This is a genomic window from Salinisphaera japonica YTM-1 (assembly GCF_003788585.1).
GTDB classification, from domain to species: domain Bacteria; phylum Pseudomonadota; class Gammaproteobacteria; order Nevskiales; family Salinisphaeraceae; genus Salinisphaera; species Salinisphaera japonica.
This window is the reverse complement of record NZ_AYKG01000041.1, coordinates 1-21,554: the sequence shown is the minus strand read 5'-3', so window position 1 is coordinate 21,554 and position 21,554 is coordinate 1. Positions and strand designations below refer to the sequence as shown.

Genomic DNA, 21,554 nt, shown 5'->3' with positions numbered 1-21,554 from the left:
GACAGACCACGGTTTTCGCCGAGACCGGCTCGGTGGAGCTATAAGGCAGACGACGGTTTCGAGCCAATTTTTCGGGAACGCCCGTGATGCGTGGCATATCCCTGCTTACAGGCAATAAAACCGTGGCCCGCGTCGATCATTTCAAGACGATCTTACCGCTCAATCCTCGGCGTGCCAGGCGTGAAGAATCTGGTCGGCGGGGCCGAAGCGGTCGCTGGCGGTTTTCTGTTGGTGCCAGTACGGATAGATCAGTTCCGGGCGGCTGACTTGTTCGATGGCACTGATTTCGTCGTCCGCCAGTTCGAGCTGGGCAGCGGCGAGGTTGTCTTCGAGTTGGTGGGGCTTGCGGGCACCGATGACGGCGGTGGTGACGCCGGGGCGGCCGGTAATCCAGGCCAGGGCCACTTGTGCGGCAGAGACGCCGTGGGCATCGCCGACTTCGACTAAGGTTTCTATAAGATCGAACAGGCGTTTTTCGTTGTGGATCGGCGGTTCTTCCCAGCCTTCGGCGAAACGGGTGCCTTCGGGCTTGGCTTTATCGCGGCGGTATTTGCCGGATAGCAGGCCGCCGGCCAGCGGTGACCAGATCATGGTGCCCAGGCCCGAGTCATGAGCGGCGGGCATGAGTTCGTATTCGGCCTCGCGCGCCTGTGCGGTGTAGTGGATTTGTTGGCTGATGGGTTTGATGAAGCCTTCGCGCTCACAGACGCTCATGACCTTCATCATGTGCCACGCCGAGAAGTTGGAGATGCCCCAGTAACGGATTTTGCCATGGCGCACCAGGGTGTCCATGGTTTCCAGCGTTTCTTCCAGCGGGGTGGTGCCGTCCCACTGGTGCAGCTGATACAGATCGATATAGTCGGTGCCCAGCCGTTTGAGGCTGTGCTCGATCTGCTGGCGGATATGCAGGCGCGACAGGCCGGCATCGTTGGCGCCGTCGCCCATGGGGAACCGGACTTTGGTGGCCAGCAGGACATCAGTACGCTTGTCGCCAAGTGCCTGGCCGAGGATTTCTTCGGAGGCGCCGCCCGAATACATATTGGCGGTATCGAAGATATTGACGCCGGCGTCGATAGCGCGATCAATCATGCCGCGCGCGTCCTGGACGTCGGTGTTGCCGACCTTGGCCATAGCGCCTTCGCCGCCGAAGGTCATGGTGCCCAGTGTGAGCTGTGAAACTTTGAGGCCGGAACGGCCGAGGGTTCGATACTGCATGATGGCGTATACAGGGAATGACGGTTCAGCCTGCGCCGAGCGTGGCTGTCAATGCAATACGGCGGCGGGCATGAATTTGGCGGCGGGGCTGGCCGGTGATCGATCGATGCCACACGCAGCGACGGCATAACCTGGAGCGCCGACCGCAGTCTGTGGCTGATGGGCGGCATGTTCGATTCGCGCTACCCAGAACAAATTGTCGACTTCGTCGTATTTGAATCGATCGAATCGCGATGCGTTTTGCTTCGAGCTGACTCAGCGGGGTCAGTTTCTACTGGCCCCGTGTTGGAGAAACGTCGTTATCCGTTGGCGCTTGCGGCAACGGCGGTTCGGTTCGGCACATTCCCGTCGGCGTCAGATTTTTGACCAACCAGCTGGGTCGATATTTGCTGGCCGTTTTCGTAGGTGACGGTGAGCGTGCTTCTGTAGATACCTGGCTCAACCGCATCGAAGTTCACGCGAGCTGTGCAAGGGGCGTTGAGTTGAACCGTGCCAATGCAATTCGACTGGCTCACCGCGTAATTAACGCCCGCGGTTTTGATGTCGGTGATTCTTACGGGGGCGCCCGAGGTCGAGTACACATCCAGCCTGCGGAACGTGAAGCGGCCGGGGCGGATGGTGCCGAAGTCGATATAGCGTTCGCCGAAGGTCAGTGCTTTGTCGTTCTGGCCGTCGGGGCACGCAGCACTGGCGGCCAGCGTCCAACCGAGATCGGCGAGGGCGCAGGTGGCTAGCCCTAGTTGCTGGGTGGGGCGTTGGTCGAATGTGGCCGTGGGCTCCATGAGTTGGTTGGGTACGAGCGATGTGGTCCAGTGGCTGACCGAGCTACCCGGCTGGATTTTTTCTGGCGTGTAGAGGCCCGGACCGGCCGAGCTTTCCCCGCGATTGACCAGCAGTTCTGTCTTGCCGCGAACAGCGTTCTTGCTGCCTAGAAACAGCTCGTCGTTGGCGCCGTTGGTGGCGGCCATAAGGCGCTCGGCGGACGTTAGATCAACGAAGCGATCGCTTGAAAAAGCATCATCGTTCACGCGGATGAGTTGGTCGTAGATGCTCGGCGCCCCGATCGAGAAGTCACCGTTACGCGGGTTCATGCCGGAGCTGAATCCGAAGCCGTGGATGAGCTCGTGGGTTGCCACGCCCAGGAGATTGATCGACGCCGGCGGTGGCGAGTCGTCCAAGCCGTAATAGACGGTGGAGCGCGACAGACAACCGTCTTGGCCCAGCCGCCGGTTGAGCGTGATCGTGATATCGCTCGGGTCATTGCCGGCCGCGTTGTCTGCCGGGATGAGATCGAAGCCGGCAAGCTGATTGGCAAGGCCCACGGGATAGAACGTGTCCGCCACCGTCGCGCCCGGGAAGTTGCGAAAGACGAAAGTAGAGCCGCCGTTGGCAATTACCGCGCTGCTGTCGGTGCAACGCAGACTGTTGCTTGAGCGCACCTTCACGACTAACGGCACCGGGCCATCGAGCTGCGCCCCGAGGAGATCGGCGGCAGCCTCAAGTACAGCCAGGCGCTGCGCGCCCAGCGTTGTCGCGGTGTTGCCACCCACCGGGTTGACGGGGCGCTGGTCATTGAAGCCCTCGCCGGCCGGATCGGCATTGATGATGGTGATCGGCAGGGCCTGCGCCGCGGATATGCCGCAGACCGGCAGAACGAGCGCGACGGCAAGTTGTGAAAGACGCTTAGTCATGGCCGGCCGCCTGCGAGTCGTTCTGGGCCGGCATATGCACCGTTTCATTCGGGCGCATGTAATCCGGTGTTTCGACCATGGTGCCGCCAAGTGGGCCTTGACGAAGATGGGGCGCCGGTTCGGCGGCCGGCTGGACGCCCGTGACGTGTTCTCTTTTGGGCGGCGGGCCGTCCAGGCGGCCTTTGGGCTTTGGATCGTCGCTCGGCGACATGATAGCGCCGGTCATTGAATCTGTCTGAACCTGCATGCCGTCATCGTTGGCGGCGTGTGCGCTGGCGCAGGCGAATGCCAGGCCTAAGACACAGAGCATTGTCGTTTTCACAGGATTCCCCTCGATCCGCGCGCCACGTCGTGCGTTCGAACGCGCCGAACTGTCGTAGTACGAAATTCGATCCTGCGCCGGCCTAACGGGCGTTCGCTATTCGACTATCGTGGATATTTGCTTAAAATTTAATGCGTGCTTGATGCGAGTTATGAAGGCATTTTTAATCTGGCACAGCTTCAATATCAATAACTTGCGGGGCAATCGCTCGGGGTAAAATAGGCCGCTACCGCGCCAGTTATTCAAAAAGTCTTATACAAATTTAAATATCCACGAATAAAAAAAGCCGGTAGAAAGACCGGCTTTTACGCACGCTGTCTGCTTGCAGGGCGTGTTCAATCATCTCCACCGGTCAGCGCCGACATGCCTTTACGGATAAGAATCGGCTTGGCCGCAGTGGTGAGCGTTCGGCGCAGCCCCGGCGACGCCGCGAGTATGACGCCTGTGGATAAAGCGCCGATCGTCAACAGCCCCGGGTTCTGCTGTACCCAGCGCGTCGCCCGATCGCCGATATAAGGGCGCAGCTGCTGCTCGATGAAGGCTTCCGGCTGGCTCATGTGCCGTTCGGGCGAGTCATCGGTGGCCAGCTGCTGTATCGGCGGGTTTTTCGGGCGCAGGCACAGCCAGGCGATGAAGACGACGATGAGCATGGCACCGACAACGCCGCCGCCGGTGATGAAGGCGGCCGCGGCTTGGGTGACGTGCTCGGCGAGCACGAGATAGGCGCCCCAGGCCGTGAACGTCATGGCCACGAGTGCCATGAACATGAGAAACCACAGCACGTAGTGCAGCGAAACGGCTCGGGTGATGCGGCCTTTGATGCTCAACGTCGTGTCCTGTTATCGAACGATCTTGCCGAGGATGAGGCCGATGACGAAGGCGGCGATCACGCTGGTGAAGGGCCGGGCTTCGATTTCGGCACTGACTTCCTTGCCGCGCTTCTTGGCTTCCTTGGCATAGGCATCATAAGTGTTCTGGGCCTGGTCGCCGACCTTGCGGGCCCGGTCTTCGCCGCTCTTGCGAAAACCTTCGGCCAGTTCACGCAGGTCTTTGCGCAGGGATTCCATGTCGCGTTTGATGGCGTCGGTGTCGTTTTGGCTCATGATCGATTTCCTTGATCGTGAAAATAGCTTGTCTCAAGCATACTGATTTGCTCAACCCATGACCACGCTGAACGAAAGACGCGTTTCACACAGGTATATCAATACCGAAAAAGCGTGCCGCGTTGGCGGTGGTGATCGTGTTGATGTGATCGACGCTCTGGCCACGTGCCTGGGCCACGCGCTCGGCCACCCACGGCAGATAGGCCGGCTCGTTGCGTCGGCTTTTCGGCTTGGGGCGGATCGTGCGCGGCAATAGATAAGGGCAGTCGGTTTCGATCATCAGGCGCTCGTCGGGGATCTGGTGGACGATGTCGTAGAGCGCCTGGCCGCGGCGTTCGTCGCAGACCCAGCCGGTGATGCCGATATGACAGTCCAGCGCCAGGTAATCGGCAAGCGCAGTTTCGTTGTCGGTGAAGCAGTGCACGACCACGGCCGTGAGGGTGTCTCGGTGCGCCGACAGAATCGCCTTGAAGTCGGCGTGTGACTCGCGCTGATGCAGAAACACCGCCAGGCCGGTCTCGGCCGCGATTTCCAGCTGAGCGGCAAAGACGGCGTGTTGGTCGGCACGTGGGCTGATATCCCGAAAATAATCGAGCCCGGCTTCGCCGACCGCGGCGATGCGGCCCTCCCGGGCGGCCGTGGTGATCTGTTCGGCGATTGCGGGGTTCCAGTCACTGGCGTGGTGCGGGTGCAGCCCGGCGGTGGCCGACAGGCGGGCATCGCCCGCGGCCAGTTCTGCCGCACGGGCATTACTGGCGCGGTCACTGCCGGTGATCACACAGTGGCCCACGCCGGCATCCCGGGCGCGCTGCATGAGTGCGTCGCGGTCGTTGTCGAAGCCGTCGTGGGCCAGATTGGCGCCGATATCGATCAGGGGCATGGAGCAGGGGCTTGGAAGATGGGTCGGGGGATTCTAAAACCTTGGGCGGCGTTGCACGATGCAGCGTCGCACAGGCGCGAGCGGGCGATGCGCTTTGCTACACTCCGCGTCACTTCAACGGATCGGGCCGGGCCTGATCGCCGCGGTATTTGAAGAGGGCGTTCGATGACGAGACACCGTTTGTTCAAGCCACAGCTGCTGGGCGTGCTGCTCGTGCTGGGCACAGCCTGGCCGTTGTGTGCGGCGGCGGCCACGCAGTACGTCAGCGACGAGCTGTCGATCAACATGCGCTCGGGGGCCGGCACGCAGTACAAGATCCAGCGTTTGCTGGATGCCGGCGACAAGCTCGAGGTGCTGGGGACCGCCAACGGCTGGACCCATGTGCGCACGCCGGCCGGGCAGAGCGGTTATGTGCTGACCCGGTTTCTTTCCGACTCGCCGGCGGCCAGCGCGCAGCTCGGCCAGATACAGCAGCAGTCGGCATCGCTGACGAATCAGAACGCCGAGCTCAAGCAGGAGCTGTCCGAAGCGCTGGATGGCTCGAGCGAGCTGGGCGAGTTGAAGCGCAACCTGGTCACCGAGAACAAATCGTTGAAGGCCGAGCTGCAGAAGATTCGCGAGACATCGGCTGACGCGATTCGTATCAGCAACGAAAACGAGCAGTATCGCGAGCAAATCATTCAGCTCAAGGCCAATGTCGATCGGCTCAAACACCAGAACGAAGCGCTGCGCTCGCGCCGCGAAGGCATGAAGATCGGGGCGCTGATCGCTTTTGGCGGTATTCTCATCGGCCTGGTGGCACCCATGTTACGTCGACGCCGCCGCGGCGGCAGCTGGGATTCGCTTTGACTTGAGGCTGGTTCGCGCTCGTCGCGCGCCGGCCCGGTGACGAATAATCGATGGGACATCAACTCTCGTTATTGCTGATCGCGATCATCGCGATCGGCGTGTTTTCGCAGTGGATCGCCTGGCTGGTACGAATTCCGGCCATCGTGCTGTTTCTGGTATCCGGCGTGCTGGCCGGCCCGGTCTTCGGGGTCATCAACCCGACCGAGGATATCGGCGAGGTGCTCTCGCCGATGGTGGGGCTTTCCGTGGCCGTGATTCTGTTCGAGGGCGGGCTGAGCCTGCGCCTGCACGAGTTCAAGGAGGCCGCCTCGGGCGTGCGCCGGCTGGTGACGGTGGGCTCGGCACTGTCTTGGGCGTTGTATTCCACGGCGGCTTATTTCGTGGGGGCGTTGAGCCTGCCGGTATCGCTGTTGTTCGGCGCCATTCTCGTGGTGACCGGCCCCACGGTGATCATTCCGATGTTGCGCCAGGCCGGCTTGAACCGGCGTACGGCCAGCTATCTGAAATGGGAAGGCATCATCAACGATCCCATCGGGGCGTTGCTGGCCGTGCTGGTGTTTCAGTACTTCGTGCTTTCCGGCGGGCCGGGGGCGGCCGGCGGCGGCGTGTTCCTCGATCTGGGGCTGGCGGTGATCATCTCGCTGGTGCTGGGCGGCGGTGTGGCCCTGGCGCTGGGCTGGGCGTTCAACCATATCTGGGTGCCGGAGTATCTGAAGGCGCCGTTGACGATTGCCTGTGTGCTGGTGATCTACGGCGTGGCCAGCGAGGTGTTCGCCGAGGCCGGGCTGCTGGCGGTCACGGTCATGGGCATGGTGATGGGCAATATGTCGATCGCCGGCATGGCCGAGCTGCGGCGCTTCAAGGAATACGTGACCGTACTGCTGGTCTCGATCGTGTTCATCGTGCTGACCGCCGATCTGGATCCCCAGGTGTTGCGTCATCTGGACTGGCACGCCGCGGCCCTCGTGGCCGTGGTGCTGTTCGTGGCCCGGCCGATGGCCGTGTTCCTGGCCACGATGTTTACCGACATGAACTGGCGGGATCGATTGCTGGTGGGCTGGATTGCCCCCCGAGGCATCGTGGCCGCGGCCGTGGCCGGCGTGTTCGCCCCCACGCTCATCGAGGCCGGCTACACCGGGGCCCAGCAGCTCTTGCCGCTGATCTTCGCCGTGGTGTTCTCGACCGTGGTGCTGCACGGCTTTTCGCTGGGCCGGCTGTCGCGCTGGCTGCGCCTGTCGGCCGAGCCCAACGGCGTGCTCATCGTGGGGGCGTCACCCTGGACGACCGAGCTGGCCCGAGCGCTGGCCAACGAGCTGCATGTGCAGGTGCTGCTGGTGGATTCCTCCTGGCACCGGCTGCGTACCGCGCGTCTGGCGGGCGTGCGCGTGCTTTATGGCGAGGTGCTTTCAGAAACGGTGCAGCAATCGCTGGAGCTCAACGAGATCGCCTGCATGATCGCGGCCACCAGCAACGATGCCTATAACGCGCTGTGCTGCTCGCACTTCGTCAACTCGCTCGAGCACGACCGTGTGTTCCAGCTGCCGATGTACGACGCCGACGAAAACAACGACGCCAAGGTCGTGGCGCGGCCCCTGCGCGGCCGGCCGGCCTTCAGCGATCATGCCCAGTACGAAGAGCTGTGGCGGCGTCATCATCAGGGCTGGCAGTTCTACAAGACCAAGCTCACCGATAACTATCGCTTCGACGACTTGAAACGAGACCGTTCGCCCGAATCGATACCCATCGCCGTGCTGCATGACGACAAGACTTTGTTGCTCTCACCGGCCGGTGGCACGGGCCGGCCCGAGGTGGGCGACACGATCATTTATTACGCGCCCAAGCGCATGGACGAGGACCGGCGACGGGCTCGGGCCGAGCGTGCCGAGGCCGCCAACGCCCGCAGTACCGACGTGACCGATCCGGCGCGCCTGCCGGACGCCGAAGCGCGGCCCGCGCGTGAGACAGACACGCCTGAACCGCCGAGCAAAGAGAGCTGACATGACCGATCTGACATGGCCCGACGCGCCCGGCGGCCGCGCCAGCGGCTTCATCGATGGCCCGGCCGGCGCGGTTGAGGTCGATATCGAATTGCCCAAAGGCCACGCACGCGGCTTTGTCGTGGTCTGTCACCCGCATCCGCAGCAAGGGGGCACCAAGGACAATAAAGTCGTCTACATGAGTGCGCGGGCCGCGCGTGAGGCCGGCCTGGCCAGCCTGCGCTTCAATTTCCGGGGCACGGGCAACAGCGAAGGCAGCTACGACGAGGGCCGCGGCGAGCAGGATGATCTGCGTGCCGTGCGCGACTGGGCGGCTGCACAGTCCGGGCTCGAACTGGCCGGGCTGGCGGGGTTTTCCTTCGGCTCGGCGGCGGCCCTGCGAGTGGCCGTGGCCGACGGCGCGCCCTCGCTCGTTACCATCGGCCTGCCGACCGGCTATTTCGATCACGAAGTGCCACGCCCGCCCGGCCCGTGGCTGGCGGTTTACGGCGACGCCGATGAGGTCATCGACGTGGCGCGGGCGATCACGACCTGTCGCGAACTCGACGAGCCGCCCGAGTTGGTCGTGCTCGAAGACGCCGGGCATTTCCTCCACGGCCGGCTCACCGAGCTACGATCACACCTACAGGATTTCTGGCAGACCGATACGCCGGCCGCCTAGCCAGCAGCGAGACAGCTTATGGGATTATTCGACCGACTCAAGGACGCCATCCAGCCGGCCGCCGGCAACGCGCGCGATCCGGAACGCGCCCAGCGCATCGCTGCTGCCGTGCTGATGCTGGAAATGGCGCATGCCGATAACAACCATGACCCGGCTGAGTACGACATGATTCGGCGCCAGCTTTCGGCTCACTTCGGCCTGGAGAGCGGTGAGGTCGAGGAGCTCATGACCGCGGCGGCCCCGGAGGCCGAGTCCGCGGTGTCGCTCTACGAGTATCTGAAAACGCTCAACGAAGGCCTCGACGAGCGTGAAAAGCGTGAAGTGCTGGAAATGCTCTGGCGCGTGGCCTATGCCGATAACGAGCTGGACGCCCACGAAGAAGCGCTCCTGCGCGAACTGTCAGACCTGCTCTACCTGCCACACGCCGAATTCATGAAAGCCAAGTTCGCCGTGACCGGGGAGTCGACCTGACCGGCAGTTATCCGCCGATGAACGCCGTCTGATCGTGAAGAATGGTTCTCTTGAACAGTCCGCAAATGAACGCGAATCGACGCGAATGAATACTGACAGTTGATTCGCCGATGTACGCCGATGGCCGCAGATTAAAACGAGAAGATAAGACAGAAAGGCGATCCGCAGATTACGCAGATTTCACATATTAAAAGATGGGGAAACTTCGTGTGATCGGGCGATATGAACAGGGTCGCATGAAGCCGATCTTCATGATGTCGGACACTCAGTCGTCGCTGCGCAGAAGACACCTTTGTCCGCAGGCTAGGCAGACGCTACAGATTAAAAGAACTGGTTTTTAATCGGGTCATTCGGGGAGCGCGATGACTCGCGGCTCCGGGCATCGATCAATCAATCTGCGTCATTTGTGTAATCTGCGGATCGTCTTTCTTTCTGTATTCATTCGCGTGTATTCGCGTCCATTTGCGGACTATTCAAGAGAATCCTTCTCCGAACTCGAACAACACTCGTGTTCATCTGCGGCCATCGGCGTGCATCTGCGGATAAAGTCTTTACTTCGGCTTGTCCCGCAGCTGATAGAGGGCGATTTCGCAAAGCACGTTGGGCAGCAGGCGCATGGCCGCCTGGGCGCGGTGGGCGTGGTTGACGAAGTGGCGGCGCACGATGTCGGCTTTCTTTTCCCGGCACAGGGCTTCGAAGTCGTGGACCGTGCACAGGTGGATATTGGGCGTGTTGTACCAGCGATTGGGCAGGGCACGAGAGGCTGGCATGGTGCCCCAAAGCGCGATCTTCAGGCGCAGGCGCCAGTGCGCGAAGTTGGGGAATGTCACGATGCAGTCGTGGCCGATGCGCAGCATGTCGTCGATGAGCGCGTCGGGGGCGGCCACTTCCTGTATGGCCGAGCTCATCACGACATAGTCGAAGCTCTTGTCCTCGAACTGGGCCAGGCCGTCGTCCAGATCGCTCTGGATGACGTTGACCCCGGCCGCGACGCTGGCGATGACGTTGTCGGGGTCGATCTCCAGCCCGTAGCCGCGCACCTGTTTGGTGGCCTGCAGATGGGCCATGAGCGCGCCGTTGCCACAGCCCAGATCGAGCACGCGGGTGCCGGGGCGAATCCACTCCGAGATAAGCGCCAGATCGGCACGCAGACCGTTACGGGTGGGGGTGTCGGCGGTATTCATGCCCCCACCTCGGCGGCGGCGCGCCCGAGATAGGCCCGCAGGGTCTTGATGTAGTGCGGCATGGTCAGCAGGAAATCATCGTGGCCCAGGTCGGAGGCGACTTCGGCATAGGCCACCGCCTTGCCGGCATCGACCAGGGCATCGACGATCTCCTTGGAGCGCGCCGGCGCAAAGCGCCAGTCCGAGGTGAACGACACCACCATGAAGCGAGCCGTAACCGGCGCGAACGCCTGGGCCAGACTGCCGCCGGTGGCATAGGCCGGGTCGAAGTAATCCAGCGCCTTGGTCATCAACAGATAGGTGTTGGCGTCGAAGCGTGTGACGAACGACTCGCCCTGATAGCGCAGATAGGATTCGACCTGAAACTCGACGTCGAAGCCGTAATTGATGCGCCCGGCCCGCAGATCGCGCCCGAACTTGGCGCGCATGGCCTCGTCCGAGAGATAGGTGATATGCCCCAGCATGCGGGCCAGCATGAGCCCACGGCGGGGCACCACGCCGGCCTCGTAATAACGCCCGTCATGAAACTCGGGATCCGTGACGATGGCCTGACGGGCGATCTCGTTGAAGGCGATGTTCTGGGCCGAGAGCTTGGGCGCGCTGGCGATGACCACGGCATGGCGCAGCCGGTCCGGGAAGTCGATGGCCCACTGCATGACCTGCATGCCGCCCAGGCTGCCGCCGACGATGGCCACCCAGACCGAGATGCCCAGATGCTCGCGCAGCACGTCCTGTGAGCGTACCCAGTCGGCCACCGTCAGTACGGGGAAATCCGGGCCGTAGTGGCGCCCGGTATCCGGGTTGATGCTGCCCGGGCCGGTGGAGCCGTTGTAGGCCCCCAGATTGGCCACGCACACCACGAAGAACCGATCGGTATCGATCATCTTGCCGGGGCCGATGCATTTATCCCACCAGCCGGGCTTGGCGTCGGTTTCATCATGCCAACCGGCGGCGTGATGATTGCCCGACAGGGCATGACAGATGAGCACGGCGTTCGAGCGATCAGCGTTCAGACGGCCATAGGTCTCATAGACCAGGTCATAGGCGCCCAGGGTTTTGCCACAGTCCAGCGCCAGCGGTGTCGTCACCGACAACGTCTCTGGCGTGACCCGCCCGACCGATTGGGTATCCCGACGCTCGGTCATCGTTATCGGAACAGCCCCGGCAGCGGCAGCAGGCGCGAGACCAGCTGCAGGCCGATGATAACCACCAGCGGCGAGAGATCGATGCCGGAAAACGAGGGGATCACACGGCGCACCGGGCGCAGCAGCGGCTCGTTGATCGTGAACAGAATCGCCGTGGCCGGGCTGTACTGATTGGGCGAGAACCACGACATTAGGGCCTGAATGATCAGGGTGAAGAAATAGAGATTACACACCAGCGTCGCGGCCTTGAGAATCGCCCAGGCCACCGCCGGGATGAACTGTGGCCCGTAGCCCGGTGCGCCCAGCGCCAGAATCGCCTCGATCAGCGCGTAGCAGAGGATGAACACGAACACGAGCGCGGGCATGTCCCAGTTGCGATAGCGCGGAATCACGTTACGCAACAGATTCACCGGCGCCCGCGTGATCTGCCAGACGAACTGCGAGACCGGGTTCATGAAATCCGCGTGCACCAGCTGCAGGATCACCCGCAGCAGCACCACGAGGATATACAGCGACAATACGGTATCGACGAGAAACAGCAGCGCGTTGTTGGTATTGGCCATTATCGATCGTCGTTGGTGTTGTGGGTATCAGCGGCCTGTTCGGCCAGTTCCTGGGCCAGCACGCTGGCCCGATCCGCCGCGGCCTGCATGGCGCCGGCCACGGTGGCCGCCAGATCGGCGTTGTTGAAATAAGCCAGCGCCTCGGCGGTGGTGCCGCCCTTGGAGGTGACTTTCTCGCGCAGCGTGGCCGGGTCATCGCCGGATTCCACAGCCATGCGGGCCGCGCCCAGTGCGGTCTGCAACACCAGCTGACGGGCCGAATCACGCGCCAGGCCCATGTCGGTGGCGGCGTCGATCATCGCTTCCATGAACGCGAAGTAATACGCCGGGCCGCTGCCCGAGGTCGCGATGATGGTATCGATATCGGCTTCCTGCTCGACCCAGACGTTGATGCCGGCGGTCGCCATGATGCGATCGGCCAGATCACGTCGATCGGCCGAGATGCTCGGCGGGGCGTACAGCCCGGTCGCCCCCACGCCCAGCTGCGAGGGCGTGTTGGGCATGGTGCGGATACACTCGATATCGTCGCCCAGCCAGGTCGCCAGCACGCGTAGCGGAATACCGGCGGCGATGGAGATCGCAAGCGGGGCGCGCGATGTACGCCCAAGTGCCGTGCGCATCTCGGCGATGGCGCCGGCCATAACCTGTGGTTTGACCGCCAGCATGACGACATCAACCCGCCAATCGGCCTCGGCGATCGAGGTCGCTGTGGTGACCCCGTGGCGCGCGGCCAGTGCGTCGCATTTATCGGGGTTTCGATCCACGACGAGGATATCGGTGCCGGCCCAGCCTGCCTGGCGAAGCCCGGCAACGAGGCTGGCCGCCATGTTACCGCCGCCGAGAAACGCGATACGTGTGCTCATGGCAAAACTTCAATCTTTGAATGCCGAGGATGATACGGCATGCAACAAAGCGGAGCGAGCCGTCGCGGATGTCTCCCGGATAGCAGCCCATTGATCCCCATTGATAGCCGGCCGATAGCCGACCCCGGGGCTCAGGCGGTAGCATGCACGGTTTCATCGCAGGCGGACGCGGCCATGACCCAGACCCTGAAACAGCTCGCCGACACCGGCCCGCAGAATGCCGGCGTGGCCGAATTTGCCGATGACCTGGCCGATTATCGTGCCCGGATCGAGGCCGCCCGGGTCTATGACGTGGCGATCGAGACGCCGTTGATGGCCGCGCCCCAGCTTTCCGCACGCATCGGCAACACGATCGCGTTCAAGCGCGAGGACATGCAGCCGGTGCATTCGTTCAAGCTGCGCGGGGCCTATAACAAGATCGCCTCGCTGAGCGACGCCGAAAAAGCCTGCGGCGTGATCTGTGCCTCGGCCGGCAACCATGCCCAGGGCGTGGCGCTGTCGGGCCGGCATCTGGGAATCCGCGCGGTTATCGTCATGCCGCGTACCACACCACAGATCAAGGTACGCGCGGTGGCTGGCTTCGGCGGTGAAGTCGTGCTCCACGGCGACGGCTACGACGAGGCCGCGGCCCATGCCGCCGAGCTGATGGCACGTGACGGATTGGTTTATATCCATCCCTTCGACGATCCGGACGTCATCGCCGGGCAGGGCACCATCGCCCGCGAGATCCTGGCGCAGGCGAGCGAGCCGGTGCACGCCATCTTCGTGTGTGTCGGCGGCGGCGGTATGCTGGCCGGCATATCGGCCTATATCAAGGCCGTGCGCCCGGATATTCGCGTGATCGGCGTGGAACCCGAGGACGCGGCCAGCATGGGCGCGGCATTGACCGCCGATGAGCGGGTCATGTTGCCCGAGGTGGGGCTGTTCGCTGACGGCGTGGCCGTCAAGCGCGTGGGCGAGGAGACCTTCCGGGTCTGTCGTCACACGGTCGATGCCATGATGACCGTGTCTATCGATGAGCTGTGTGCGGCCACTCGTGATATCTACGAAGACACCCGCGCGCTGACCGAGCCGGCCGGGGCGCTGGCCGTGGCCGGGGCGAAGAAATATGCCGCTGAAACGGGCGTGGCCGATGCGCATCTGGTGGCCGTCACCTCCGGAGCCAATGTCAATTTCGATCGCCTGTCGTATATCGCCGAGCGCGCCGAGCTTGGCGAGCAGCGCGAGGCCTTGTTGGCGGTGACGATCCCCGAACGCCCCGGGGCGTTTCTTGAATTCTGCGGCATCGTCGGTGATCGCTCGATCTCGGAATTCAATTATCGCTATGCCGATTCTGAGGCCGCGCAGGTGTTTTGCGGGGTCAAGCTGGCCAACGGCACGCCCGAGCGCGACACGCTGATTGGTGATCTGCGCGCGGCCGGCTATGACGTGCTGGATATGTCGCGCAACGAAATGGCCAAGTTGCATGTTCGCCACATGGTGGGCGGGCGCGCGCCCGGCGTCGGCAGCGAGGTGGTCTACCGGGTCGAGTTCCCCGAGCGCCCCGGCGCGTTGCTGCGTTTTCTCGAGGCGATGGGCAGCCGGTGGAACATTTCGCTGTTTCATTATCGCAACCATGGCCATGCCCACGGGCTGGTGCTGGTTGGCCTACAGGTCGAGCCCGGCGCGGGCCAGGCGTGTCGCCAGGCCCTGGATGCCATCGGTTACGACTATGCCGAAGAAACCGATAACCCCGTGTATCAGCGTTTTCTCAAAACCCAATAAATCAACAACTCGCTTGCGACGCGCCGGGCTGTTGTAAGCTCGGAGGCGTTTCCTGCGTCGATGCACGTCATGTCCGACTCCAATTCCAAATTCGTCATCCTGGCGGCCCTGACCGGCAACGGCCTGATCGCGATCTCCAAGTTCGTGGCCTCGATCTTCACCGGCTCTACGGCCATGCTGGCCGAGGGTATTCACTCGGTGATCGATACCGGCAACCAGGGCTTGTTACTGCTGGGCATGAAACGGGCTCAGAAGCCGCCGGACGAGAAATTCCCGTTCGGTTACGGCAAGGAGATCTATTTCTGGAGCTTCATGGTGGCCGTGCTGTTGTTCACGGCCGGGGCCGGGATCTCGATTTATGAAGGCGTGGAAAAGATCCTGCACCCACACCCGATCGATCATCCGCTGGTCAACTATATCGTGTTGGGGCTGGCGATTTTGTTCGAGGGCACCAGCTGGGCCATCGCGGCCAAGGAGTTCCGGCGCGTCAAGGGCAGCTGGGGCGTGCTGGAGACCGTGCGTCGCGGCAAGGACCCGAACAAGTTTCTGATTCTGTTCGAGGATACGGCGGCTATCGCCGGCCTGCTGCTGGCCATGGGCGGCCTGGCGCTGGTGCAGTTCACGGGTATCGAGGTGTTCGACGGTATCGCCTCGATCGGCATCGGGCTGATTCTGGCGTTTTCATCGGTGTGGCTGGCCATCGAGACCAAGGGGCTTCTGATCGGCGAAGCCGCCAACAAGTACATCGTCGACGAAATTCGCGAGGAAGTCTCGGCGCACAAGGCCGTGGCCCGGATCAACGAGATCCCGACCATGCATATCGGCCCGGAATACGTGCTGGCCAATATCAGCCTGCGTTTTGTGGGCGGCCTGTCGGGCACCGAGTTGCAGGACGCCATCGCCGATCTGGATCGTCGCATCAAAAAACGCTGCCCGACCGTCAAGCGTATCTTCATCGAGGCCGAGCACGAGGCCGATCCGTCGATCGGCCACGACAGCCCGGCCGTGACCAACTGATCTTTTAATTTCCTTTCTCCGCGTTCGGACTCTCTATGGCCAGTGGATCAAAGACCGTCATTTATGCCGCGCTTGTCGGCAACCTGCTGATTGCGGTGACCAAATTCGCCGCGGCGGCGTTTACCGGCAGTGCGGCCATGATGGCCGAGGGCATCCACTCGACCGTGGATACCGGCAACCAGGGCCTGTTGCTGTATGGCCTGCGCCGCGCCAAGCGCCCGCCGGACGAGCGCTTTCCGTTCGGCTATGGCAAAGAGATCTATTTCTGGAGCTTCATGGTCGCCGTGCTGATCTTTGCGATCGGCTCGGGCATCTCGCTGTATGAGGGCGTTAATCGCCTGATGCATCCCCACCCGATCGAATCGGCCTGGGTGAACTACACGGTGTTGATCCTGGCCATGATCTTCGAAGGCGCGGCCTGGACCGTGGCTTTCAAGGAGTTCAACCGCGTGCGCGGGCGCTGGGGCGTTCTGGAAGCGGTACGCCGCGGCAAGGATCCGGCCACTTTTCTGGTGTTGTTCGAGGACAGCGCGGCCATGCTGGGGCTGGTTGTTGCCTTCGTGGCCCTGCTGGTCGGCCAGTTGACGGGCATCGCACTCTTCGACGGCCTGGCCTCGATCATCATCGGCCTGATTCTGGCGGCCACGGCCATCTGGCTGGCCATCGAAACCAAGGGGCTGCTGCTGGGCGAGTCGGCCAACCCGGACGTGGTCAAGACCATTCGCAGCATCGTGGCCGAACACCCGAAGACGTTGCGCTGTAACGAGGTGCTGACGATGCACGTCGGCCCGGACTATATCCTGGCGACCATCAGCGTGCGGTTTCGTAGCGGGCTGTCCGGCCAGGATGTCCAGCAGGCGATCGAGGCCATGGACCGCGACATCAAGGACCAGTGCGACAACGTCAAACGCGTGTTCATCGAGGCCGAGCGCGAGGCCGATGCGCCCGTCGCCTCAAGCGGCACGGCCGAAACTGACGCCTGACCCATGCCGGGCGAGTTGATACCGCAGCGGGTCTGTCTGCTGCGGCTTTCGGCGCTGGGCGACTGTGCCAACGTGGTGCCGGTGGTGCACACGCTGCAGGCCGCGCGCCCGGATATCGAGATCACGTGGGTCATCAACCGGGCCGAGGCCACACTGGTGGCTGATCTGCCCGGCGTGGAGTGCGTGGTCTACGACAAGGCCGGCGGGCGCGCGGCGTTGATTGATCTGGCGCGCCGGCTGCGGGGCCGGCGTTTCGATGTATTGCTGAACATGCATGCCAGTTGGCGGGCCAACGTGATCGCCTGTCTGGTGCGCGCGAATCGGCGGATCGGCTTTGACAGGCGCCGGGCGCGCGACGGCCAGCGGCTGTTCGTCAGCCAGGCGATCGCGCCCGTTGCCTCACGCCACGTGGTCGATGGCTTTCTGGCATTCGCAGCGGCCATCGGCGCCTCCGAGCCGGTCATGGATTGGCGTGTGCCCATCAGCGCCGCCGATCGCGACACCGCAGCGACGTTGCTGGACAGTGCGGCGGCGCGTGGCCCGCTTTTGATGATCAGCCCGTGTTCGAGCCACGGCATGCGCAACTGGCAGGCCACGCGCTATGCCGGGCTGGCCGATCACGCGGCAACACATCACGGCATGCGCGTGGTGCTGGTCGGCGGGCCGAGTGCCGGCGAGCAGGCGATGGGCCAGGCGATCATCGCGGCCGCGGATTGCCGAATCACGAACCTGATCGGCCAGACATCGCTCAAACAGCTGCTCGCCGTGTTCGAGCAGGGCGACGTGCTCGTCACCCCGGATTCCGGGCCCGCGCACATGGCCAACGCCACCGACATCGTCACCATTTCGTTGCACGCTGCCACTGACCCACGCCGTAGCGGGGCCTATCGATCCCGCGCCTGGTGTATCGATTATTTCGCCGAGGCAGCGGCCGCGTATCGAAAACGCACGCCCGACGATCTCAAATGGGGCACGCGCATCGAGGACGATACCGGCGTGATGGCGCTCATCCCGCTGGCCGCCGTCACTCGGCGCCTGGACACGGTCATGGCTGAGCGCGGGGCCTAAGATAAGGTTCATTCCAGATTAGCGGGACACCACGCCGCGCAGGCGGCTTGTCCGCAAAAAACGCGAATGATCGCAAATAACGTGCGATGTGGCATCGAAGCGACTCGCGCAGCCTAATGCCTGTGGTCTTTATTTGCGTTTTATTCGCGTTTATTTGCGGACTGTCATTCTCGAATCCCGGTGATCTGAGAAGAACCTAAAATTATTGACCCGCGTGCTCCAAGCCCAGGATGAAATCGTAGTGGGCCTTGTCGACCGGCATCACCGATAGCCGGTTGCCCTTGCGCACCAGGGGCAGGCCCTCCAGTTCATCGGCCCGGTCCTTGATCTCGGCCAGCGGGATCACGCGGTCGAGCTGGCGCTCGAAGGTCACGTCCACCCGATACCAGCGCGGCTTGTCCGGGTCGGATTTCGGATCATAGTGGGGATCCTGCGGGTCGAAGGCCGTGCCGTCGGGGTAGCCTTCGCGCGAGACCGTGGCGATGCCCACCACGCCCGGCACCTTGGTATTGGAGTGATAGAACAGGGCCTTGTCACCCACCGACATATCATCGCGCATGAAGTTGCGGGCCTGATAGTTGCGTACGCCGTCCCAGCCCTCGGTCTGCTGGTCGCGATTTTCCAGATCCGTGATGCTGAACTCGTCGGGTTCGGATTTCATCAGCCAGTAACGCATGATCGGTCGCTTGTCCGTTGGAAATACGTTTAGTTTAACGCGTGCCCCGCCGATAGACAGCGCGCTCGGTGATCACGGCATCGAGCGCGATATCCCAGGGCTGGGGCGTGAAACGCGCCACGCGCTGGGCCTCGACGGCCAGGCCGTAGAAGTGCGGGCGCCGGTAGCCACGCCCGGTGATAGCGGCCAGGCTTCTATCATAGAAGCCGCCGCCCAGCCCGATGCGATTGGCGTCCACATCGAAACCGGCCAACGGCATGATCAACACGTCCAGGGCCTCGATCGGCAGGCCGCAGCCGGGCGGCTCGAACACGCCGAGCGCGCTCTGCGGCCAGCCGCTTCGATCCAGCGGGTCTATTACGGGCACGAAAACCAGCGTGTCAGCGGCTACGCGGGGGAAGAAATAATCCACCTCGTCGGCCAACCGGTGCGCCAGCCAGCGCGGGTCGGCCTCGCTGGCCAGCGGCCAGTACAGGCCGATACGTCGTGCGCGGGCCACGCGCGGCAGACGTGCCATACGGCGCGCGGCCCGCTGGCTGGCATGCGTCGTCTGGTCAGGGTTCAAGGCGCGACGGGCACCAAGGGCTTGTCGTCGCAGGGTAGCGATATCGGTCATCGCAACCTCTTCATAAAAGAGAGACCGGCATTCCCGCCTGTGCCGTCAGTCGTCCACTATCCTTGAGACAAGCGCTCAAGTGGGGCGTTTCACGACGCATTAGGTTTCCCGCTCGAGGGCGGGCCTACTCACCTGCGCCGTTTCCCACCCCTGGTTTCGTAATTAGGCTCAAGGGGAACCGGGAGACCGTCGAACACCGCAGGAATGCCGGCCACTGAATGGTACGCCCGGCACGGGGTGCTGACAAATAGCGTGATGCAATCAAGTGTATTGTCGATTCAACGACTTGGCGGCTCGTCGCCGGAGGCCATCGTGGCTTCGATCATGCGCTGCAGATCGGCCAGCCGCTGTTCCACTTCCGGCGCTGTCGTCGTTGGCGTGCCGGCCTGTTGGGCCTGTAGATCAAGCAATTCGCGGGTGATGTTCAAGGCAGCCATGATCGCGATCCGCTCGTTGCCAAGGGCCTTGCCGCCACGCTGAATGGCATCCATGCGCGTGGACAGATACTCGGCCGAATTGAGAAGGGCCTCGCGCTCGTCATCCGGGCAGGCGATCGGATAGTCGCGGCCCAAGATACGAATCGTCAGTGCTTTCGCGGGCGTGCTGGACGGGCTCACGAGGACGCTCTCGATGTATCGTCGGCATCGGTTGGCCGAGTCGCTATCCCGGTTTCTGTCTGGGTTTCGGCTTCGAGTGCCCGGATACGCTCGATCACGTGGGCCAGCCGCGAGCGCACGTCCTCGTTGCGACGCACCTCGTCGGCATGCGTGGCCACGAGCGCCTCGTGATCGGCCCTGAGGGTTTCGTAGGCACGCACCAACTCGCTTATGCGTCGTTCGAAGGTATCAATATCGAATACGGTCATGCCGAACGCCGTGGGCGCGAGAGTGAACACTCAGTCTAGACAAAAAAGCCGGCCCGTGACGAACCCGGGCCCAACGAAAAACCCGGCGCGTGGCCGGGTTTCTCGGTCGGGCTGCCTGGCGGGGCGTTATTCGATCAACAGGAACAAGGCACCACGGCCGCGTCGAACATGGAGTAATAGCTGCTGCTGATTGGCGCCGGCCAGCTTCTGCAGATCGGCCATGTTCTTTACGTTCTGACGATTGACCGAGGTGATGACATCACCCGGGCGCAAGCCGGCACGCGCAGCCGGGCTGGCACGCTCGACGTTATTGACCTGTACGCCGGTGACTTCGCCGGCCAGCGGGTTGTCTTCGCTGACGGGGCCGAACGTCGCGCCCTGCAGGCCCTGGGCGAGATTGGCGCTGCCGGATTCGCCGCCGCCGGCCATCTTGGCTGCGTTACCCAGCGTGGCCGTCATCTCTCGTTTCTTGCCGTCACGCACAAGCGATATGGTGATCTTGTCGCCCGGCGAGCGCAGACCGATGGCGTTCTGCAGGTCCGAGAAGTTCTCGATCGATTTGCCGTTGATGGCAGTGACGACATCCCGCTCGCGCACACCGGCTTTTTCCGCCGGGGAGTCGGGCATCACCTGAGCGATGACCACGCCTTCCTCGATCTTCAGGTCGAAGGCCTTGGCCAACTCGGGCGTCAGGTTCTGGCCCACCACGCCGAGCATGCCGCGCTTGACCTCGCCGTTTTCGATCAGCTGGTTGGCGACCGACTGCACCAGGTTCGACGGGATGGCGAAGCCGATACCGATATTGCCGCCGCTCTGGGACAGGATTTCGCTGTTGATGCCGACCAACTGGCCTTGCAGGTTAAGCAGCGCGCCGCCCGAGTTGCCCGGGTTGATCGACGCGTCGGTCTGGATGAAGTTCTGGTAGCGGCTGCCTTCACCGCCGCGCGGCGTGCCGATATGCCGGCCCAGGCCTGAAACGATGCCGGAGGTGACGGTCTGGCGCAGGCCGAAGGGGTTGCCCACGGCGACCACGAAATCACCCACGCGCAGCTGGTCGGAATTGGCCATCTGCAGGGCGGTCAGGTCATCGGCCTTGATCTGGATCACGGCCAGATCGGTTTCCGGATCGGTGCCCACGACGGTGGCATCGAACTGCCGATTATCGTTGAGCCGGACCTCGATCTTCTCGGCGTCGTGGACCACGTGATAGTTGGTGACCAGATAGCCCTTGTCGGCATCGATGATCACGCCCGAGCCGGTGGCCGTCGGGTGATCCATCCGTGGTTGCTGCTGTTGTTGCTGCGGCGCGTTGAAGAACTGGCGAAAGAAGGGGTCGTTGAATAACGGGTTGTTACGCTGCGGCGTGGCCTTGCCGGTCACGACCACGTTGACGACCGCGGGCAGGGTCTTGTCGAGCATAGGCGCCAGCGACGGGTTGTCGCCGGAGAGCATGCCGCTCGGTATCGATGCCTGGGCGCTCGTGCCAATCAGCGCGACAAGCATGAGAAACAAGACGCGATAGCGTGTTAACGCGAGTTGGTGCATAGACTAGATCTCATCGGTCCGATTTATCGTGACGCAGGCCGCCTACGACAGCCTCGTGTCCCCAGGGTCTGTTGCT

At 63.0% G+C, this 21,554-nt stretch carries 23 protein-coding genes and 1 other RNA gene; 8 read left to right on the top strand and 16 right to left on the bottom strand.

Translation table 11 applies throughout. The features are described from left to right. Positions 1 to 159: 159 nt before the first annotated feature. The 6 genes from SAJA_RS11865 to SAJA_RS11840 all read right to left on the bottom strand — a co-directional run bounded on the left by SAJA_RS11865 (position 160) and on the right by SAJA_RS11840 (position 5,211). Complete coding sequence (locus tag SAJA_RS11865; RefSeq protein WP_123658889.1) at positions 160 to 1,215, bottom strand: aldo/keto reductase; 1,056 nt, start codon at positions 1,213 to 1,215, stop codon at positions 160 to 162. Between the two features lie 299 nt (positions 1,216 to 1,514). Then, positions 1,515 to 2,906, bottom strand: coding sequence for a hypothetical protein (locus SAJA_RS11860; RefSeq protein WP_123658888.1), 1,392 nt, complete (start codon positions 2,904 to 2,906; stop codon positions 1,515 to 1,517). Next, complete coding sequence (locus SAJA_RS11855) at positions 2,899 to 3,153, bottom strand: hypothetical protein (RefSeq protein WP_123658887.1); 255 nt, start codon at positions 3,151 to 3,153, stop codon at positions 2,899 to 2,901. The genes SAJA_RS11860 and SAJA_RS11855 overlap by 8 nt, the downstream gene beginning before the upstream one ends. A 410-nt stretch (positions 3,154 to 3,563) precedes the next feature. Continuing rightward, on the bottom strand, positions 3,564 to 4,055 hold the full coding sequence (locus tag SAJA_RS11850) for a hypothetical protein (protein ID WP_123658886.1): 492 nt from the start codon (positions 4,053 to 4,055) through the stop codon (positions 3,564 to 3,566). Between the two features lie 12 nt (positions 4,056 to 4,067). Continuing rightward, positions 4,068 to 4,331, bottom strand: a complete 264-nt coding sequence (locus SAJA_RS11845; RefSeq protein WP_123658885.1) for a hypothetical protein — start codon at positions 4,329 to 4,331, stop codon at positions 4,068 to 4,070. A gap of 85 nt (positions 4,332 to 4,416) precedes the next feature. After that, positions 4,417 to 5,211 carry a TatD family hydrolase gene (locus SAJA_RS11840; protein ID WP_123658884.1) on the bottom strand — a complete coding sequence of 265 codons (795 nt, stop codon included), beginning with the start codon at positions 5,209 to 5,211 and terminating at the stop codon, positions 4,417 to 4,419. A 165-nt stretch (positions 5,212 to 5,376) separates the two neighbouring features. On the opposite strand from SAJA_RS11840, the gene SAJA_RS11835 reads away from it, so the two are divergent. The 4 genes from SAJA_RS11835 to SAJA_RS11820 are packed head-to-tail and all read left to right on the top strand — an operon-like array spanning position 5,377 to position 9,189. Then, on the top strand, positions 5,377 to 6,060 hold the full coding sequence (locus tag SAJA_RS11835; RefSeq protein WP_123658883.1) for a TIGR04211 family SH3 domain-containing protein: 684 nt from the start codon (positions 5,377 to 5,379) through the stop codon (positions 6,058 to 6,060). Between the two features lie 50 nt (positions 6,061 to 6,110). Then, a complete protein-coding gene (locus tag SAJA_RS11830) occupies positions 6,111 to 8,057 on the top strand; it encodes a cation:proton antiporter (RefSeq protein ID WP_123658882.1) in 1,947 nt (648 codons plus the stop codon). A gap of 1 nt (position 8,058) precedes the next feature. Beyond that, the gene (locus SAJA_RS11825) at positions 8,059 to 8,718 is read left to right on the top strand and encodes an alpha/beta hydrolase (protein ID WP_123658881.1); all 660 of its coding nucleotides are present in this window, start codon (positions 8,059 to 8,061) and stop codon (positions 8,716 to 8,718) included. Positions 8,719 to 8,736: 18 nt separating this feature from the next. Continuing rightward, a complete protein-coding gene (locus tag SAJA_RS11820) occupies positions 8,737 to 9,189 on the top strand; it encodes a tellurite resistance TerB family protein (RefSeq protein ID WP_123658880.1) in 453 nt (150 codons plus the stop codon). Between the two features lie 551 nt (positions 9,190 to 9,740). Here the strand turns inward: SAJA_RS11820 and metW are convergent. From metW to proC, 4 genes are read right to left on the bottom strand one after another with little or no spacing between them, the layout of a single operon-like run. Next, positions 9,741 to 10,340 (bottom strand): methionine biosynthesis protein MetW, encoded by a 600-nt coding sequence (gene metW / locus SAJA_RS11815; protein WP_123658890.1) that lies wholly within the window; start codon positions 10,338 to 10,340, stop codon positions 9,741 to 9,743. A gap of 29 nt (positions 10,341 to 10,369) precedes the next feature. Then, positions 10,370 to 11,518: a homoserine O-succinyltransferase MetX gene (gene metX / locus SAJA_RS11810; protein ID WP_123658879.1), complete on the bottom strand. Its 1,149-nt coding sequence runs from the start codon at positions 11,516 to 11,518 to the stop codon at positions 10,370 to 10,372. A gap of 2 nt (positions 11,519 to 11,520) precedes the next feature. Beyond that, positions 11,521 to 12,081 carry a YggT family protein gene (locus SAJA_RS11805; RefSeq protein ID WP_245963313.1) on the bottom strand — a complete coding sequence of 187 codons (561 nt, stop codon included), beginning with the start codon at positions 12,079 to 12,081 and terminating at the stop codon, positions 11,521 to 11,523. Continuing rightward, positions 12,081 to 12,944: a pyrroline-5-carboxylate reductase gene (gene proC, locus SAJA_RS11800; RefSeq protein ID WP_123658877.1), complete on the bottom strand. Its 864-nt coding sequence runs from the start codon at positions 12,942 to 12,944 to the stop codon at positions 12,081 to 12,083. The genes SAJA_RS11805 and proC overlap by 1 nt, the downstream gene beginning before the upstream one ends. A gap of 174 nt (positions 12,945 to 13,118) precedes the next feature. Between proC and ilvA the strand changes: the two genes are divergently transcribed. The 4 genes from ilvA (at position 13,119) to SAJA_RS11780 (ending at position 17,776) form a co-directional block, all read left to right on the top strand. Continuing rightward, entirely contained in the window at positions 13,119 to 14,708 is a 1,590-nt protein-coding gene (gene ilvA / locus SAJA_RS11795; protein WP_123658876.1) for a threonine ammonia-lyase, biosynthetic, read from the top strand. 69 nt (positions 14,709 to 14,777) lie between these two features. Then, positions 14,778 to 15,725: a cation diffusion facilitator family transporter gene (locus SAJA_RS11790; protein WP_123658875.1), complete on the top strand. Its 948-nt coding sequence runs from the start codon at positions 14,778 to 14,780 to the stop codon at positions 15,723 to 15,725. A 35-nt stretch (positions 15,726 to 15,760) separates the two neighbouring features. Then, positions 15,761 to 16,708 (top strand): cation diffusion facilitator family transporter, encoded by a 948-nt coding sequence (locus SAJA_RS11785; protein ID WP_123658874.1) that lies wholly within the window; start codon positions 15,761 to 15,763, stop codon positions 16,706 to 16,708. A gap of 3 nt (positions 16,709 to 16,711) precedes the next feature. After that, positions 16,712 to 17,776 (top strand): glycosyltransferase family 9 protein, encoded by a 1,065-nt coding sequence (locus SAJA_RS11780; RefSeq protein ID WP_123658873.1) that lies wholly within the window; start codon positions 16,712 to 16,714, stop codon positions 17,774 to 17,776. A 202-nt stretch (positions 17,777 to 17,978) separates the two neighbouring features. Here the strand turns inward: SAJA_RS11780 and SAJA_RS11775 are convergent, their stop codons facing one another. The 6 genes from SAJA_RS11775 to SAJA_RS11750 form a co-directional block, all read right to left on the bottom strand. Continuing rightward, positions 17,979 to 18,452 (bottom strand): EVE domain-containing protein, encoded by a 474-nt coding sequence (locus tag SAJA_RS11775; RefSeq protein WP_123658872.1) that lies wholly within the window; start codon positions 18,450 to 18,452, stop codon positions 17,979 to 17,981. A 34-nt stretch (positions 18,453 to 18,486) separates the two neighbouring features. After that, positions 18,487 to 19,068 carry a 5-formyltetrahydrofolate cyclo-ligase gene (locus SAJA_RS11770; RefSeq protein ID WP_123658871.1) on the bottom strand — a complete coding sequence of 194 codons (582 nt, stop codon included), beginning with the start codon at positions 19,066 to 19,068 and terminating at the stop codon, positions 18,487 to 18,489. Positions 19,069 to 19,094: 26 nt separating this feature from the next. Further along, a non-coding RNA gene (gene ssrS / locus SAJA_RS11765) (6S RNA) lies at positions 19,095 to 19,276 on the bottom strand. A gap of 70 nt (positions 19,277 to 19,346) precedes the next feature. Then, positions 19,347 to 19,685 carry a cell division protein ZapA gene (locus SAJA_RS11760; protein WP_123658870.1) on the bottom strand — a complete coding sequence of 113 codons (339 nt, stop codon included), beginning with the start codon at positions 19,683 to 19,685 and terminating at the stop codon, positions 19,347 to 19,349. Next, positions 19,682 to 19,933, bottom strand: a complete 252-nt coding sequence (locus tag SAJA_RS11755; RefSeq protein WP_123658869.1) for a hypothetical protein — start codon at positions 19,931 to 19,933, stop codon at positions 19,682 to 19,684. The genes SAJA_RS11760 and SAJA_RS11755 overlap by 4 nt, the downstream gene beginning before the upstream one ends. A gap of 126 nt (positions 19,934 to 20,059) precedes the next feature. Next, entirely contained in the window at positions 20,060 to 21,478 is a 1,419-nt protein-coding gene (locus SAJA_RS11750; RefSeq protein ID WP_123658868.1) for a DegQ family serine endoprotease, read from the bottom strand. Positions 21,479 to 21,554 lie beyond the last annotated feature (76 nt).